The 15314-nt window shown below is 37.4% G+C and carries 10 protein-coding genes; 1 reads left to right on the forward strand and 9 read right to left on the reverse strand.

All coding sequences use genetic code 11. The features are described from left to right. Nucleotides 1–45: 45 nt before the first annotated feature. From dnaB to LF887_RS01100, 9 genes are all read right to left on the reverse strand, one after another. Nucleotides 46–1632 carry a replicative DNA helicase gene (gene dnaB, locus LF887_RS01060; protein WP_236856989.1) on the reverse strand — a complete coding sequence of 529 codons (1587 nt, stop codon included), beginning with the start codon at nt 1630–1632 and terminating at the stop codon, nt 46–48. Between the two features lie 153 nt (nt 1633–1785). After that, nucleotides 1786–3939, reverse strand: a complete 2154-nt coding sequence (locus tag LF887_RS01065) for a T9SS type B sorting domain-containing protein (RefSeq protein ID WP_236856990.1) — start codon at nt 3937–3939, stop codon at nt 1786–1788. A 100-nt stretch (nt 3940–4039) separates the two neighbouring features. Continuing rightward, complete coding sequence (locus tag LF887_RS01070) at nt 4040–6136, reverse strand: T9SS type B sorting domain-containing protein (protein WP_236856991.1); 2097 nt, start codon at nt 6134–6136, stop codon at nt 4040–4042. A gap of 28 nt (nt 6137–6164) precedes the next feature. After that, nucleotides 6165–6776 carry a hypothetical protein gene (locus LF887_RS01075; RefSeq protein ID WP_236856992.1) on the reverse strand — a complete coding sequence of 204 codons (612 nt, stop codon included), beginning with the start codon at nt 6774–6776 and terminating at the stop codon, nt 6165–6167. A gap of 301 nt (nt 6777–7077) precedes the next feature. Beyond that, nucleotides 7078–8313, reverse strand: a complete 1236-nt coding sequence (locus LF887_RS01080) for an MFS transporter (RefSeq protein WP_236856993.1) — start codon at nt 8311–8313, stop codon at nt 7078–7080. Nucleotides 8314–8405: 92 nt separating this feature from the next. Further along, entirely contained in the window at nt 8406–8768 is a 363-nt protein-coding gene (locus LF887_RS01085) for a hypothetical protein (protein WP_236856994.1), read from the reverse strand. 69 nt (nt 8769–8837) lie between these two features. After that, the gene (locus LF887_RS01090) at nt 8838–10337 is read right to left on the reverse strand and encodes a GH3 auxin-responsive promoter family protein (protein ID WP_236856995.1); all 1500 of its coding nucleotides are present in this window, start codon (nt 10335–10337) and stop codon (nt 8838–8840) included. Between the two features lie 134 nt (nt 10338–10471). Continuing rightward, nucleotides 10472–10768, reverse strand: a complete 297-nt coding sequence (locus LF887_RS01095) for a hypothetical protein (RefSeq protein ID WP_236856996.1) — start codon at nt 10766–10768, stop codon at nt 10472–10474. Between the two features lie 180 nt (nt 10769–10948). Then, nucleotides 10949–11344 (reverse strand): hypothetical protein, encoded by a 396-nt coding sequence (locus tag LF887_RS01100; protein ID WP_236856997.1) that lies wholly within the window; start codon nt 11342–11344, stop codon nt 10949–10951. 251 nt (nt 11345–11595) lie between these two features. Here LF887_RS01100 and mfd point away from each other — a divergent pair, with 251 nt between their 5' ends. Further along, nucleotides 11596–14964: a transcription-repair coupling factor gene (gene mfd / locus LF887_RS01105; RefSeq protein ID WP_236856998.1), complete on the forward strand. Its 3369-nt coding sequence runs from the start codon at nt 11596–11598 to the stop codon at nt 14962–14964. Nucleotides 14965–15314: the final 350 nt, after the last annotated feature.

Raw genomic sequence — 15314 nt, forward strand, 5'->3', positions numbered from 1 at the left:
CTGTTTTGTAAAAATTAATTGTAGCCTAAGTCTAAATCTTATGGTTTAGAATGGAAAATCATCATCGTCATCAAAGTCATTCATTGATGAGCCGGAAAGCTTTGAGCTGTCTGGTAAGTCAAATGCCGCACCTGGTTGGATGGTGGTCTTGATCTTATCAAAACCACTTGGCTGTCCGAAGTTAGATGGATATCCTCCTCCTGCAGTGCTGTCAAAAGCAGCTTCGATATCTCCGAATTTTGCAAAATGCTTTAAGAAAGATAATCTCACATCTGCAGTTGCACCATTCCTGTGCTTGGCGATAATCAATTCTGCCTGATTTTCTGTAGAAGTTTCCTGTCCTTCCTCATCGTTATCCCAAACAGTTATTTTATAATACTCAGGTCTGAAAATAAAAGATACAATATCTGCATCCTGCTCAATCGCTCCGGATTCCCTTAGGTCTGACAGCTGAGGTCTTTTTCCAGGACGGGTTTCCACACTTCTCGAAAGCTGGGAAAGAGCAATTACCGGAACGTTAAGTTCTTTTGCAATAGCTTTTAATGAACGTGATATCATGGAGATCTCCTGTTCACGGTTTCCAACTCCTTTTCCGCTGCTACCTGCTGTCATCAGCTGAAGGTAGTCAACCATGATAAGTCTTACTCCGTGCTGCATTACAAGTCTTCGGCATTTTGCACGGAAATCAAATATAGAAAGAGAGGGAGTCTCATCAATGTACAAAGGAGCATTTTCCAATTCTGACACATTGGAGAAAAGTCTTTGCCATTCTTCATCATCCAAAGTTCCTTTTCTTAATTTTTCAGATGAAATTTTTGTCTCCGAGGCGATCATCCTGGTGATAAGCTGTACAGAAGCCATCTCCAGAGAGAATAATGCCATTGGGATTTTATGTTCTACAGCAATATTTCTTGCCATGGAAAGCAGAAATGCCGTTTTACCCATTGCGGGACGGGCTGCGATAATAATAAGGTCAGAATTCTGCCAGCCACCAGTTTCTTTATCAATATCTCTGAATCCTGAAGGAACTCCGGAAATACCTTCTTTGTCTTTTAAAGCCTTGATGGTGTCAATAGCCTGCTTTACCAATGAATTGGCAGTGTCGAATCCTTTCTTAATAGTTCCATTGGTAATCTCAAAGAATGATTGTTCTGCTTTGTCCAGCAGTTCAAAAACATCCGTGGATTCTTTATAGGAAGAATCAATTACGTTAGCAGAAACGTTGATAAGGCTTCTTAAGATATATTTTTCCAGAATAACACGTACATGGTATTCAATATGGGCAGAAGAACTTACACCCATAGTCAGGTCGATGATATAATGGTCTCCACCCGCCTGGTTCAGCTTATCTTCTTTTTTCAGTTCCTGAATGATAGTCATTAAGTCTACCGGATGGTTGCCTTCGTAAAGCTTTAAAATGGTAGAGAAAATAACCTGATGTCTGGGATCATAAAATACTTCTGGAGTAAGCAGATCTATGGAATGGTCAAGACCTTTTTTGTCTATCAAAAAAGTTCCGATAACAAGTCTTTCAAAATCTACTGCATTGGGAGGCATTTTTCCATCCGCAATAGACAATTCTTTTGCAAAGTTTCCGTGTGTAAGGGATGATAATGTTTCTTTCTGCGCCATGGTGCAAAGATAGCTTATTTAAAAAATAATAAAAAAATAGTATTCAACAAATTATTAGCAGTCTTTCTGGAAATACTGTAAACAGGACATTGCCTATGTTGATAAAAAAATCACCCCGGTCTGAGGTGATTTTGTTAAATAGTAAGTGAAAACTTAGTTTTTATTTTTTACCAATACCCATCCTGAGTATTTTGTTTCGGTATTGTTTTTATTGTCTTCATTCCACGAAATCGTGTACCAGTAAGTTCCTGTTGGAATTTTCTTGCCGAACGCTGTTCCGTCCCATGTGAAGTTTTGCATTTTTTTAGCTTCATGAAGTTTATTTCCATATCTGTCATATACAATGAAGACCAGATTTTTCTTATAAGCTAATGCAGAGTAGTCAATATAATCATTTACATTATCTCCGTTCGGAGTAATAGCATTGACAAGGTTCGGAACGGTAACGGTTACCTGAACCGGAGTACAGTTATATTTATCTTTTACATAAACGGTATTCTCTCCTCTCGGAAGTCCTGTGAATGCGTTGGAATCCTGCCAGTTGATACCGTCAATGGAATATTGGTATGGAGGAACTCCGCCTGTAACCGTAACAGAAATCTTGTTATTGGTAATTTCTATACCTGAAACAACAGGCTGAAGAGTAGGATGTACACGTACTTCCTGAAGAGTGAAGCATTTTCCGGTCTGAAGTTTTACCCAGTAAACTCCTACGCTAACATTATTGATAGACTGAGTAGTTGCTCCGGTACTCCATTCGTAGCTGTCAAATCCAGGTCCTGCGTCTAATGTAGTTTTACCTTCAGGACAAATTGTTTTGTCTTTTAGAACAGCAGATTGTACAGGAGGCAATACTTTCAGTACGATCTTAGAAATAGCATAACATTGCTTGTCATTATCTACTCTTACGTATACTGTAATTGTTTCTGAAAGGTAGTTTAACGGGTTTGAAATCGGATTGGTCTGTGCCAGGGCATCTGCTACCGATTTGTAATATTTTACAATGGTACCTGTTGGCAATGGAACAGGTAATCCGATTGCTGCTTTAGAAAGATCAAATGTTGAATGAGTAACATCATTGTCGATGTAACAGTTTTCAAGTAATGCATCTTTTATCACAACTGTCGGATAGAATGCCAGTCGGATAGTTGCAGTTGCAATACATCCGAAAGAGGAAAGCACTTTTACATATACGGTGGTTTCCGGTGAGACATAGTTGGCAGGGTTCGTAATCTCATTAGTCCCTGCATTCATGTCTGCCAACGTAGGATAGTACTTGATAACAGCTCCTGTGCCGCCAAATACATTTGCACTTGTAAGATCATATTTCGCGGTACCTGCTCCGTTATTGTTACATGAATATAAAGTAGCGGAGTTCGCTGTAATAGCAGCATTCACAAATTTAAATTTACCCGTTATAAAACATCCGTTGATTGGGTTATTCGGATTGGTAGGATCTCTGTATACGACTCTGTAGTAGTAGATTGTAACTCCATCTACCAATTCTACTGTTAAAGCATTTTCTCCTGTCAGAGCATCGTTCACTTTTTTGTGGTAAGTTACTTTAAAGTCAGCACTGTTTCCGTTCACAATTGCTGCGCTAAGGGTAGAGAAGTCAAATTGAGTAGGTAGGTTACAGACCATAACTTTACTAGGCTCAGTTGTATCAGTAGATGGAATTCCTGGCGGGATAAATGGATTAGGAGCAAGCACTGGATTGTTAAATGCAGAACTTAAACTTGCGGTACCAGACCATTCCATAGAAAATCCATTGGTAGATTTACTGAAATTATCGATGATCAGATAATAGGTCTGACCAGCTAAAACATTCATATAAGGACTCCATTTTGTGCCTCCGACGTTCATGTCAGATGTATTGCCTGGAGGATTAACAGGAAATACTGCCGGAGGAGCCATAGTCAGGTCCAGCCCTGTATCTCCCGAAACACCACTGTAGTTACATCTTATAGGCTGAATAAATACATGGTCGGCATTCTGTAAAGAAGCACATCCGTTTGTTGTAGGTCCATAGACTGCGAAATCATAATCATCATCCTGATTATTAGGTTTGATTTTAAATGCAAGCGTTCCTGGTGTTGATACAGTAAATGTGTACCAAACGGAATATCTTTCATTACTGTTCAGGCATCCGCCGTTTTGTTTTAGGATTTCTACGATATCCCCAACTCCTGAAGGAGTATAAGAAATATCAGAGTTACCACAGATAGGAATTGCTGAAATACAGTCTGATTGTGAGTAGACCGCCTGTGTTATCAATAAAATAAAAAGAAGTAGTATTTTTTTCATTGGTTAAACGATTTTTGTGAAACAAATTTTGAGGGAAAATAAATTTTTATCATTATTATTAATCTACAAAAGCCGCCAGAGCGGCTTTTGTAGAGATGAATTACTCTCTGTTTTTTACAACAATCCATCCTGAAAATTTGAACGGAGTGTTCTTTTTATTGTTTTCATTCCATGATACAGAGTACCAGTAAGTACCAGTAGGTATTTTCTTGCCGGCAATGGTTCCGTCCCATTTATAGCCATTGGTTTTGTCACCCTGGTGAATTTTTGTTCCATATCGGTCAAAAATACTCAATACAAGGTTTTGTTTGCCGGCTAATGCAGAATAATCTACAACATCATTCACACCATCTCCGTTTGGAGTGATAAGGTTTACCAAATTAGGAACTACCACTGTAACTTCAATCGGGTCGCAGTCATAAGCATCTTTTACATAGACTGTATAAGTCCCTCTTGCAATATTAGTAAATGTGTTTGAGTTTTGCCATATTATATTATCCATAGAATACTGGTAATCTGGTGTTCCTCCTATTACGTTTACGGTAAGTGTCGTGTTAGAAACGTCAATTCCATTTACAACCGGCTGCTCAGAAGGATATATAGTTACTGCCTGAGTGGCAACGCAGTCTCCTGTTTTCAGTTTTACCCAATATGTTCCTACTCCTACATTAGTAATGGATTGTGTAGTTGCTCCGGTGCTCCATTCATAGCTTTTGAAGCCGGGTCCTGCATCTAAAGTAGTAGTATCTTCTACACAGATAATTTTATCTTTCAGTACACTTGATGTTACAGGAGCAATTACTGTTAGGCTGATTTTTGCTACGGTATAACATCCACGGCTGTCAGATACTCTTACATACACAAACCCGGTAGGAGCAATATAAGCATTGAAATTTAAAATTTCGTTCGTAGCATCTATAGCATCAGTTAGTGATGGGAAATACCTCTTTGTAGTTGTAGCTGTTGGACTGGTAACGGCCGCATTTCCAAGATTAAATAAAGCGGTAGAAGGGTTTGATTCTATAAAACATGATCTTATAGCGGCATCAGCTGCAGTAACCAGCGGATAGAATTTAAGAGTGATTTCTGCAGTGGCAGTACATCCAAACTCGTTGGTAGCTTTTACAAAGGCTGAACCTTCCGCAGAAACGTACATATAAGGATTGGTAATCTCGTTCGTTCCATGGGTAAGATCATACATAGAAGGATAATACTGTAATATATGATTGGGAAGTGCTCCTACAGTGGCTGTTGACAAATCGTACAGTCCGGTTCCGGAATTATTATTACTACATGAAGTAAGCGTAGCCGGAGTCAGGGTGAATGATTTATCTAAGAATTTGATCTGTCCATATTCTCTACATTGATTCAGGAAGCTGGTAGGGCTGCTCGGGTCAACATAGCTGATTGCATAAGTATAAGTAGTTGCTACATTAATATTCGTAGGTGCAGTGATGGGGTTAACATCGTCAATAGCATCAGTTGGAGATGCGTAATATTTTACTACGAAGTTAGGATTAGCATTCAGGATTTGAGCCGAAAAAGTAGAGAAATCATAATTTACAATTTTTCCGCAAACCGGGATTTCTCCATTCAGGGTAGGTCCTGGTTGTACAAAAGGATTGGGTTGGTAAGTATGAGTTGAATTATTATCAAAAGGAGTAAGTAATTTTGCTGTTCCTCCAAAGGTTAGGGTGAATGGGGCAATTTGAGTAGAATAGTTATTTAAAAGTAAATGATATACCTGTCCTGGAAGTACATCAATATATTTTACAAAACCGTCGCCCACAGACCCTTGACTTGTAATGGTCGCGGTCATATTAAGACCCGTAGGGTTTACAATTGTTGAATTCACACCTGCATAAGAACATCTCAATGGAGTGGCGGCTAAATTTGCGCAATTATGATTGGGTCCATATAAGGCAAAATCATAATCAATTCCTACAGCAGTAGGGCCTGTAGGGGTAACTACAAATGTTAAAGTTCCTGCAGTTTCTATACTAAACGTAAGCCATATAGAATTACTCTCTCCATTTGGCGCTAAACAGCCCACCTGGCCTTCTTTGACATCTCCCCAGCCGTTAGGCGTAAGAGAAATAGCTGCATCACTGCATATTGGAATGGCTGTGGCACAGTCTTGTTGTGCAAAAGCCATTTGTGCTATGAAGAATAGAAAAACGAGTATATATTTTTTCATTTTGATTTAAATTTTAAAAATCTTCAGATTATTTAGTGGATGGCAGTAATTGCTTACCCCATGCCGGGGAGGTGCTTCCCGAAGAGTTTTGGTTATTCAGCTCGTCTGAAGCTTTTTGAAATAAAAGATCAGCGTTTGCTTTATCTCCAGATTTTTCTTTCATTTTTGCTTTTAGAATAGCTAATCTGGGATTGCTTGGAGAGCTAGCTTCAGCTTTTTCAATGCTTTGCGATAGGGCATTCATGTCCTGTTGAAGGTTAGAAGTATCATTTAGCTGTATCTTCTGGAAATAAAGCAACCCTATTAAAGTGTTGATTTCAGCGTTGTCTCTTTGTGATGTCCATATTCCCGTTGCTATTTTTCTGGCCATAGCATTATTTTCAACCAGGTTTTGTCCGCTTGAATTTTTAAGCTGTAACTCATTTTTAAGGTATAAACTAACAGCGGCATAGTAATTCGCTGTCCATTTTTCAGAAGTTTTTGCCCCAGAAAATTTATTGAAAAGGCCGTCGTAGTCGTTTGCTGTTTTGGAGGTGTTGAGCTGTGAAACAGCCTGTGCTAAAGCTTTGTCAGTAAAAGCTTGAGCCTTTGCCCAACAGCTTATCATGAAAAAGCCCAAAATTAATAAAAGTTTATTCATAAGGGATAATTTATAAAGCAAATATAAAAAATTATTAATGTTAATTTAAAGATTGTGAGATATATTTAAAGAAAATAAGGTATTAGTGTATATTATTGTTTTTTACTTTAACTGTAATTATATCAAGATCGTAAAGAAATTAATGTTTCATATGGGTATTTCAGATAAAAAACGATGAATAATTTCTGATAAATAGCTGTAAAAGCAAAATCAGGATAGAAAATATTTCTATCCTGATTTTAAGTATTTTGAATTGACTTTAAATCAGTGTTCTGTTTTAAGTGTGCTGATACAGAGTTTGTTAATATTGCATTTTTCTTAATTTTGGGTTGGTGCTTCCCACAGCTACTGCCACCAGTACAGTCATGCATCCTCCGAATATCACAGAGCGCACAACTCCTAAGGCTTTAGCCATAACTCCACTTTCAAACTGCCCCATTTCATTGCTGGACATAATGAAAATTGAATTCACACTCAGTACACGGCCTCTTATATGGTCAGGAGTTTTTAACTGTACAATTGTACCTCTGATTACAACAGAAATTCCATCCAGCATTCCGCTCATCACAAGGAACATAAAGGACAGCCAATACAATTTGGATAAGCCGAATCCGATAATACAGAGTCCAAATCCTGTTACAACCACAAGAAGAATTTTACCCTGATTTTTTCTCAGTGGGAAGATAGACAATATGGTAATAATACACATAGAACCTATGTCCGAAGCGGCGTTAAGTAAACCGAAACCTTCAGCTCCAGAATTTAGAATGTCCGTTGCAAATACCGGGATCATCGCTACGGCACCTCCAAAAAGTACCGCAAACATATCAAGACATAGCGCTCCTAAAATTTCTTTTGTTTTAAAAATGTAAGAAATTCCTTCACGCATACTTTCTACAACATTTACAGTATCCTTCTTATATTCAGAATGTTGTTTGTTCAACTGCCAGAAAAACAGGGAAGCTACAAATATTAAAGATAAAATGACAACAAGGGTCCATTTTACACTGAAAAACCCGATAAGAAGACCGCCTATGGCATGTCCGCAAACAGAAGAGATCAGGAAAGTAGCCTGATTAAGAGTTACAGCATTAGGCAGATTTTCTTTCTTTACAATTTTGGGAATCATGGAAGGTACAATTGGACCAATGAATGCCCTTGCAATTCCTGTGAAAAATATCACCCCATAAATAAAATAAGTTATCTGGTGTCCTGTAAAATGCATTTCTACATTTAGAAAGGCTGGGATCAGTAAAAGGCCGATCAGGAAAATATAAGTGTAATTACAAATAAGGAGCAGTCTCTTTTTTTCATTCATGTCAATTACATGTCCGGCATACAAAGCACAGCTTACGGCGGGGATTACTTCCGAAAGACCGATAAGACCAATGGAAAAAGGATCTTTTGTTAGTTGGTATACCCACCATCCTAATAAAGTGGCCAGCATTCTGAAAGCTAAAACTATAAAAAATCTCCCGGTAAGAAGATTTCTAAACTCAACATTTTGTAATGTTTGTAACGGGGTAAAGGAAATCATGAACAAAAATAGCCCTAAAAATTTATTTAAGGCTATTCATATGTTGATTTTTAAAAGATATATTAAATATATCCTGAAAGATAAAATCTATTTTAGTCTGCTCTTGAAGAGCTGATTACCAATGCTGCTACACCTGCTGCTCCAATAATGGTAGCGCCTGCCGCAATTCTTGCTTTTCTTCTGTCCTTTACAGCGGCTACATTGGATTTAGGAATCACCACTTCTGTGCTGTCTTTTTTACCTGCTGTACCTACGAGATTATCCCCAACGATGTTTCTGAACAGTATTTTCTGTTTCGGAGAGCCGTCTCTCATCGTTACTTTATAAATTTTTCCGGCTTCCAAATTAGAATAGTTATTTTTTGAAACATCATCGCTGTATTTTGTAGTAGCACAAGATGTAATGACAAATAAAGATGTTAATAAAGACGATTTCAACAGTACAGATGCTTTCATTATTTTCTTTTAGTTTTTCAAATTTATAATTTTTTTCGAATATACGTTTTTGGAATTGAAAAAATATGTTTAAAGTTTGTAAATTTCTAAGAGATTAGCAATATTTCTGTCATTGGCTAATCTGGGGGTCTTATTTTGACCGCCTAATTTCCCCTGAGATTTCGCATACTCATGGAAAGCATTTTTTTTCAGCTTTGTAACGTGAAGTTTTTGTAAAATGTTCCCGGAAATCAGATCATTATAATAGGTATTTCTGGCCCTCAGCTGCTCATCCAGTTCTCTTCTGAATAATTCTAAATTTTCAGGTTCCTTTTCAAATTCAATCAGCCATTCGTGGTAGGGAAGTCCTTCCTCAGGATTTACCTGCGGAGCAAGATGAAACTCTGTAATCTGGGCAGGATATTTTTCTAAAGTTGCTTTCATAGCTTCTTCCACTTCAAAAGCAATCACATGTTCCCCAAATGCCGAAGTGAAATGTTTAGTTCTTCCACTCACTAAAACCTTATATGGATTTTTGCTGATGAAACGTACAACGTCCCCTATGGAATATGCCCATAATCCTGAATTGGTAGTAAGAATAAGAGCATAATCTTTATTAAGTTCAATCTCTTTTAAAGTTAATCTCCTCGCATTGGGTTTACCATACTCTTCCAACGGAATAAATTCATAGAAAATTCCATGGTTTGTTAACAGTAAAAGCCCTTCCTTGGTATAATCATCCTGGAATGCAAAAAAGCCCTCAGAAGCAGGAAAAGTCTGTATAATATCTACTTTGCCTCCCAAAAGGTCTTCCATTTTGTCCCGATAAGGCTCATAGTTGACCCCTCCGGTGACAAGAAGCTGAAGATTTGGAAATAACTCTGTGATCTTTTTTCCATGTTTTTCCGTTAGCTTCTCAAAATACATGATAAGCCAAGGTGGGATTCCTGAGATCAGCGTCATATTCTCATGCTCTGTTTCTTCAATGATTTTGTCTACTTTGGCCTCCCAGTCTTCCATAATATTGGTTTCCCAGCTGGGCAGACGGTTTTTTTGAAGATAATTGGGAATATGATGCGCTACAATGCCGGATAATCTTCCCGTTTTAATTCCGAAAATTTCCTCCAGTGTTGGGCTTCCCTGTAGGAAAATCATTTTTCCGTTGACAAAATCAGCATTGTTTTTCTTGTTGATATAATGAAACAGGGCACTTTGGGCACCGGCAATTTGAAAAGGCATTCCCTCTTTAGAAATAGGAATGTATTTAGAGCCTGAAGTCGTTCCTGAAGTTTTTGCAAAATATTCAGGAGTATCGGTCCATAGAATATTGGCCTGTCCTTTTTTTATTCTTTCAATATAAGGTTTAAGGTCTTCATAATCTGCCACAGGGACTCTATCCTGAAATTCCTTTACAGAATGGATGTTTTCAAAGTCGTGTTCCCGTCCAAAAAGTGTTTTTTGAGCAGTATTGACAAGAGTTAGTAATAAATCCTCCTGATTTTTCTCCGAACTTTTTTTGAATTCCTCCGCTTTTTGAACATGTTTTTTTGCCCAGATAAGCGCTGCATTTTTCTTGAAGAAGTTTAACATGGTCCAAATTTATAAATAAGTAAAGAATCTGGAGCCATTTTTATCAAGCTTCACATAAAAAAACCGATGAAACGGATTCCATCGGCTTATCGAAATTTGATTATGAAAATAACAACTATATGTTAATGTTATGCTTACTTGTTCTCTTTGTATCTTTTGTCCGGAGTGCCGTCTTTTTTCAAATGCTGACTGTTTTTATATCTTTTATCCGGAGTGCCGTCTTTTTTCATTTTCATAGCCGGCTGAGCGGGTTTTACTTCTGCTGGTTTAGCCGTTTTAGTGACCATAGGTTTTGCAGCTTTTACTTCCGCAGGTTTTGTAGCTTTAGCTGTTTTTACAGTTTGGTGAGCTGTGGTAGCGGGAGCAGTCTGCTGAGCAGTTGCAAGTCCTAATCCTAAGACTAATGACATTGCAGATAATAATTTTTTCATAGGGATTATATTGTTTGTTTTTGTTGAATAAAGATATGCAAAAAGTGGGCTAAAAATAATACGTTTTTAAACTTAACGAAAGTTTATTACTGCTTAAAAAAAAATTAAAGAACCTGGGTACTAGTAAAAAAGCCTGCTTCATATGATGAAAACAGGCTTTTGAGATATGAATGAAAATGTTTAACGGGTACAGTTGGCAGTCCACGTTTTACCGTCTTTTATAAATAAGATTTTTAATACATTATTATCGATTCTGATGTAAGAAGTTCCTGTAGATCCAATCATCACAAGGGTATGATCTCCTTTTTGCTCGAACTGGACCCCGTTGAGATCCGGTATTCCATTTGAAAAGGCAAAATTATACTTGGTACCGCTGGCTATTTTGGTTACAAATACACTTCCGTTATCAGTGCTGATGTTGGTAGATCCACTGTCGTTATAAGAAATATTTCCTTTATAGGTGCCTGCAAAGAAATCATTGTTGGTAGGATCGTCATCTCTGCTGCACGAGAAAAAAAATGATACTGTTACCATCAACAGCATCAAAACTCCTGAAATTTTAATTGCTTTTTTCATAATACTATTCTTAAATGTTTTTGGTATGCTTGAAATGCCAAACACTGTGCCGTGAGAGTTATCATTGATTTTTTTAACAGGTAATTGTAAAAATTTGTAAAAAATTAAGATTTATAGTCATAACTGATTCATTTTAAATCTAAAACTCTCTGCATTTTTATCCAGAGAAAAAAATATCCGTACCTTTGCAGGGTGTAAACGGTTTCGGAAAACTCCCGAAATCGCTTTTGTCGTTTATACCATTACTATTTATGCAGTTAAAATCCATCAAAGAAAAGTTTCTTCCAGATCTGATGCAAAAGGAGTTTGGAAAAGAAATTTTCACTCAGTTAGAAAATAGTCAGCATATTGCTGTAAAGGGAAGCGCCGGATCTTCGGTGTCCGTTTTTGTGTCCGAACTATTTTTAGTTCAGAAGAAAAATATTCTTTATCTCATAGATGATAAGGAAGATGCTTTATATGCCAATACAGAAATGGAAGATCTCTTGGGAAAAGAAAAGGTGCTGTATTTCCCCGCCACCCATATGGAGCCCTATCAGGTTGAAAAGACACAGAATGCCAATCTGGTATTAAGAACAGAAGTCTTGAATAAGATTAATTCCGGGCGGTCCCCAAAAGTGATTGTAGCTTATGCAGGGGCTTTGTCAGAAAAAGTTCTGAAGAAAGAAGATTTTAAAGCCATTTCACATCATATAAAAGTAGGCGATCAGCTGGATTTTGATTTTGTGGATGAATTACTTACTCATTATCATTTTCAGCAGGCTGATTTTGTTTCAGAACCTGGGGAATTCTCAGTAAGAGGAGGGATTGTAGACGTCTTTTCTTACTCTTATGAAAAACCGTACCGGATTACTTTCTTCGGCAATGAAGTGGAAAGCATTAAAACTTTTGACATAGAGACGCAGCTTTCTGTAGAGAAGGTAAAAGAATTTCAGTTGGTCTCCAATATGAATTTCTCAGTAACCGGAAGCAGGGTTTCGTTGCTTCAGTTATTACCTCCGGAAAGCTATGTGGTTTCAAGAAATGGAAAGGTAGGAATGCTGAAAATTAAAACATTCTACGAGAAATCGCTGGAAAAATATGATACTTTAAATAAAAATATTGCCCATAGAACTCCTCAGGAGCTTTTTATTTCCGATCAGGAATTTCTGTTTGATTTTAAAAAATTTAAAACAGTTGATTTTGGAAGTGAGATGATTGAAGGCTTGAAGGATCTTGCCGAAATTAAAATGGAACAGCTGCCACAGCCGTCTTTCCATAAAAACTTTGAACTGCTGATTGAAGACATTGAAGAAAAGCAGGCAGACGGATTTGATACCTGGATCTCTTTTTCTACGGAAAAACAGAAAGAAAGACTGGAATCTATTTTTGAAGAGCTGGAACATGAACTTCCTTTTAAAAGCTTTAAATCTGAGCTTCATGAAGGGTTTGTAGACCATACTCATAAGTTAATGGTCTATACAGACCACCAGATTTTTGACCGTTATCAAAGATATAAGGCGAAAAATACATTTGCCAAATCTGAACAGCTTACTCTGAAAGATCTTATGTCTTTGAAAATCGGAGACTATATCGCCCATATTGACCACGGAATCGGAAAATTTATGGGATTGGTAAAGGTAAATAATGACGGTAAAATTCAGGAATGTTTTAAACTGACTTATAAAAACGGAGATTTATTATATGTAAGTATTCATTCGCTTCATAAGATTTCAAAATATAACGGACCGGAGGGAAGAGAGATTGTTCTTAGCAAGCTCGGTTCTCCTGCCTGGAAATCTTTAAAACAGAAAACCAAAGCAAAGGTAAAGCAGATTGCTTTTGATCTTATTAAACTATATGCACAGAGAAAAACGGCAAGAGGTTTTGCTTTTACACCGGATTCTTATCTGCAGAATGAGCTGGAGGCGAGTTTTATTTATGAAGACACTCCGGATCAGGAAAAAGCTACTCTGGATGTGAAAAAAGACATGGAGGCAGATACAGTGATGGATCGTCTGGTGTGTGGAGATGTAGGATTTGGTAAAACAGAAGTTGCAATTCGTGCTGCATTTAAGGCGGCAACAGATGGTAAGCAGGTTGCTGTTTTGGTGCCAACAACTATTTTGGCATTTCAGCATTACAGAAGTTTCAAAGAAAGACTGAAAGATTTCCCGGTGAATGTTTCCTATGTCAACCGGTTTAGAACAGCAAAACAAAAATCGGAAACACTGGGTGATCTGAAGGAAGGGAAAGTGGATATTATCATCGGTACCCATCAGTTGGCAAGCAATTCTGTAAAGTTTAAAGATCTTGGATTGTTAATTATTGATGAAGAGCATAAATTCGGGGTTTCAGTGAAAGACAAACTGAAGACATTGAAAAACAATGTTGATACCCTTACTTTAACGGCTACTCCAATTCCAAGAACCCTGCAGTTTTCTTTAATGGCTGCAAGAGATCTATCAGTCATTAAAACGCCGCCGCCAAACAGACAGCCTGTAGATACACAAATGGTAGGATTCAATGAAGAAATTCTGCGTGATGCGGTTTCTTATGAGCTTCAGAGAGACGGGCAGGTCTATTTTATTAATAATAGAATTGAAAACCTTAAAGATATTGCCGGGCTTATCCAGAGGCTGGTTCCGGATGCAAGAGTGATTACCGGACATGGGCAGATGGAAGGAAAGCAGCTGGAAAAGAATGTGCTGGACTTTATGGAAGGGAAGTATGATGTATTGGTTTCTACCACCATTGTAGAAAGTGGAGTGGATGTTCCTAATGCCAATACAATTTTCATTAATGATGCACAGAAATTTGGAATGGCGGATCTTCACCAGATGAGAGGAAGAGTAGGGCGAAGCAATAGAAAAGCTTTCTGCTACCTGATCACGCCGCCTTATGATATGATAACTTCAGATGCCAGAAAACGTTTGGAGGCCATTGAGCAGTTTTCTGATCTTGGAAGCGGTTTCCAGATTGCAATGAAAGATCTTGAGATCCGGGGAGCCGGAGATTTGCTGGGTGGTGAACAGAGCGGATTTATTAATGAGATGGGATTCGAAACTTATCAGAAATTGATGCAGGAGGCCCTCGAAGAATTGAAAGATGATGCAGATTTTGAAAATTTATTTGACAACGAAGAAGACAGACAGAAGCTTTTCAAGTCAGTAAAGGATGTGAATATTGATACTGATTTAGAATTGCTGCTGCCGGATTCTTATATCTATAATACGGAAGAAAGATTATTGCTGTATCAGAAAATCGCTGAGATTAATAATGAACCTGAGCTTCATCAGTTTGAGCTTGAATTGATCGATCGTTTTGGTGCGCTGCCTAAAGAAGCTGTTAACCTATTGAAAAGTGTTTCTTTAAAATGGCTTGCAGCAGAGATCGGTTTTGAGAAAATTGTTATGAAAAACGGAGTGTTTTTAGGATATTTTCCAGGTAATCCCCAGGATAAGTTTTATCAGACAGACAGATTCAGACATATCATTAATTATCTGACCCAAAATCCTGCTGAAGCACAGCTGAAAGAAAAGGCAGGGAAGGAAGCTAATCAGCTTATGATGAGAAAAGAGAAAGTGAAAAATGTAGATGAGGTCAATATGCTTCTGAAGGCTATCATAGAGCATAATTAAGCGGTACTTTTCATATATCGTAAAATTTCCCATAAAATTTTTATAAACATATAAGAACTTAAGTTTTTATATGTTTTTTTATGATTATTATCAGGTTTTTATTCTGAAATATTCATTCTGAGGAGAATTAATGCCCTTTTCATGGTGTTAAAATCACTTTTTATTGATAAAAAATAATCTGTAATCCCTGATACAGCAAGGGATTGGAGCGGTACATTATTTTTTTCTGGTAGAAAAATTAGAGTTATGTAGAAATAATTCTACTTTTATGTGTGATTAATTCTATGCTGTAATGTGTTTATTTCTATGGCTTTATGGGGGTATAACTGGAATTTTTAGGACTTCAATTT

This window comes from Chryseobacterium sp. MEBOG06 (genome assembly GCF_021869765.1).
Classification (GTDB): Bacteria; Bacteroidota; Bacteroidia; order Flavobacteriales; family Weeksellaceae; genus Chryseobacterium.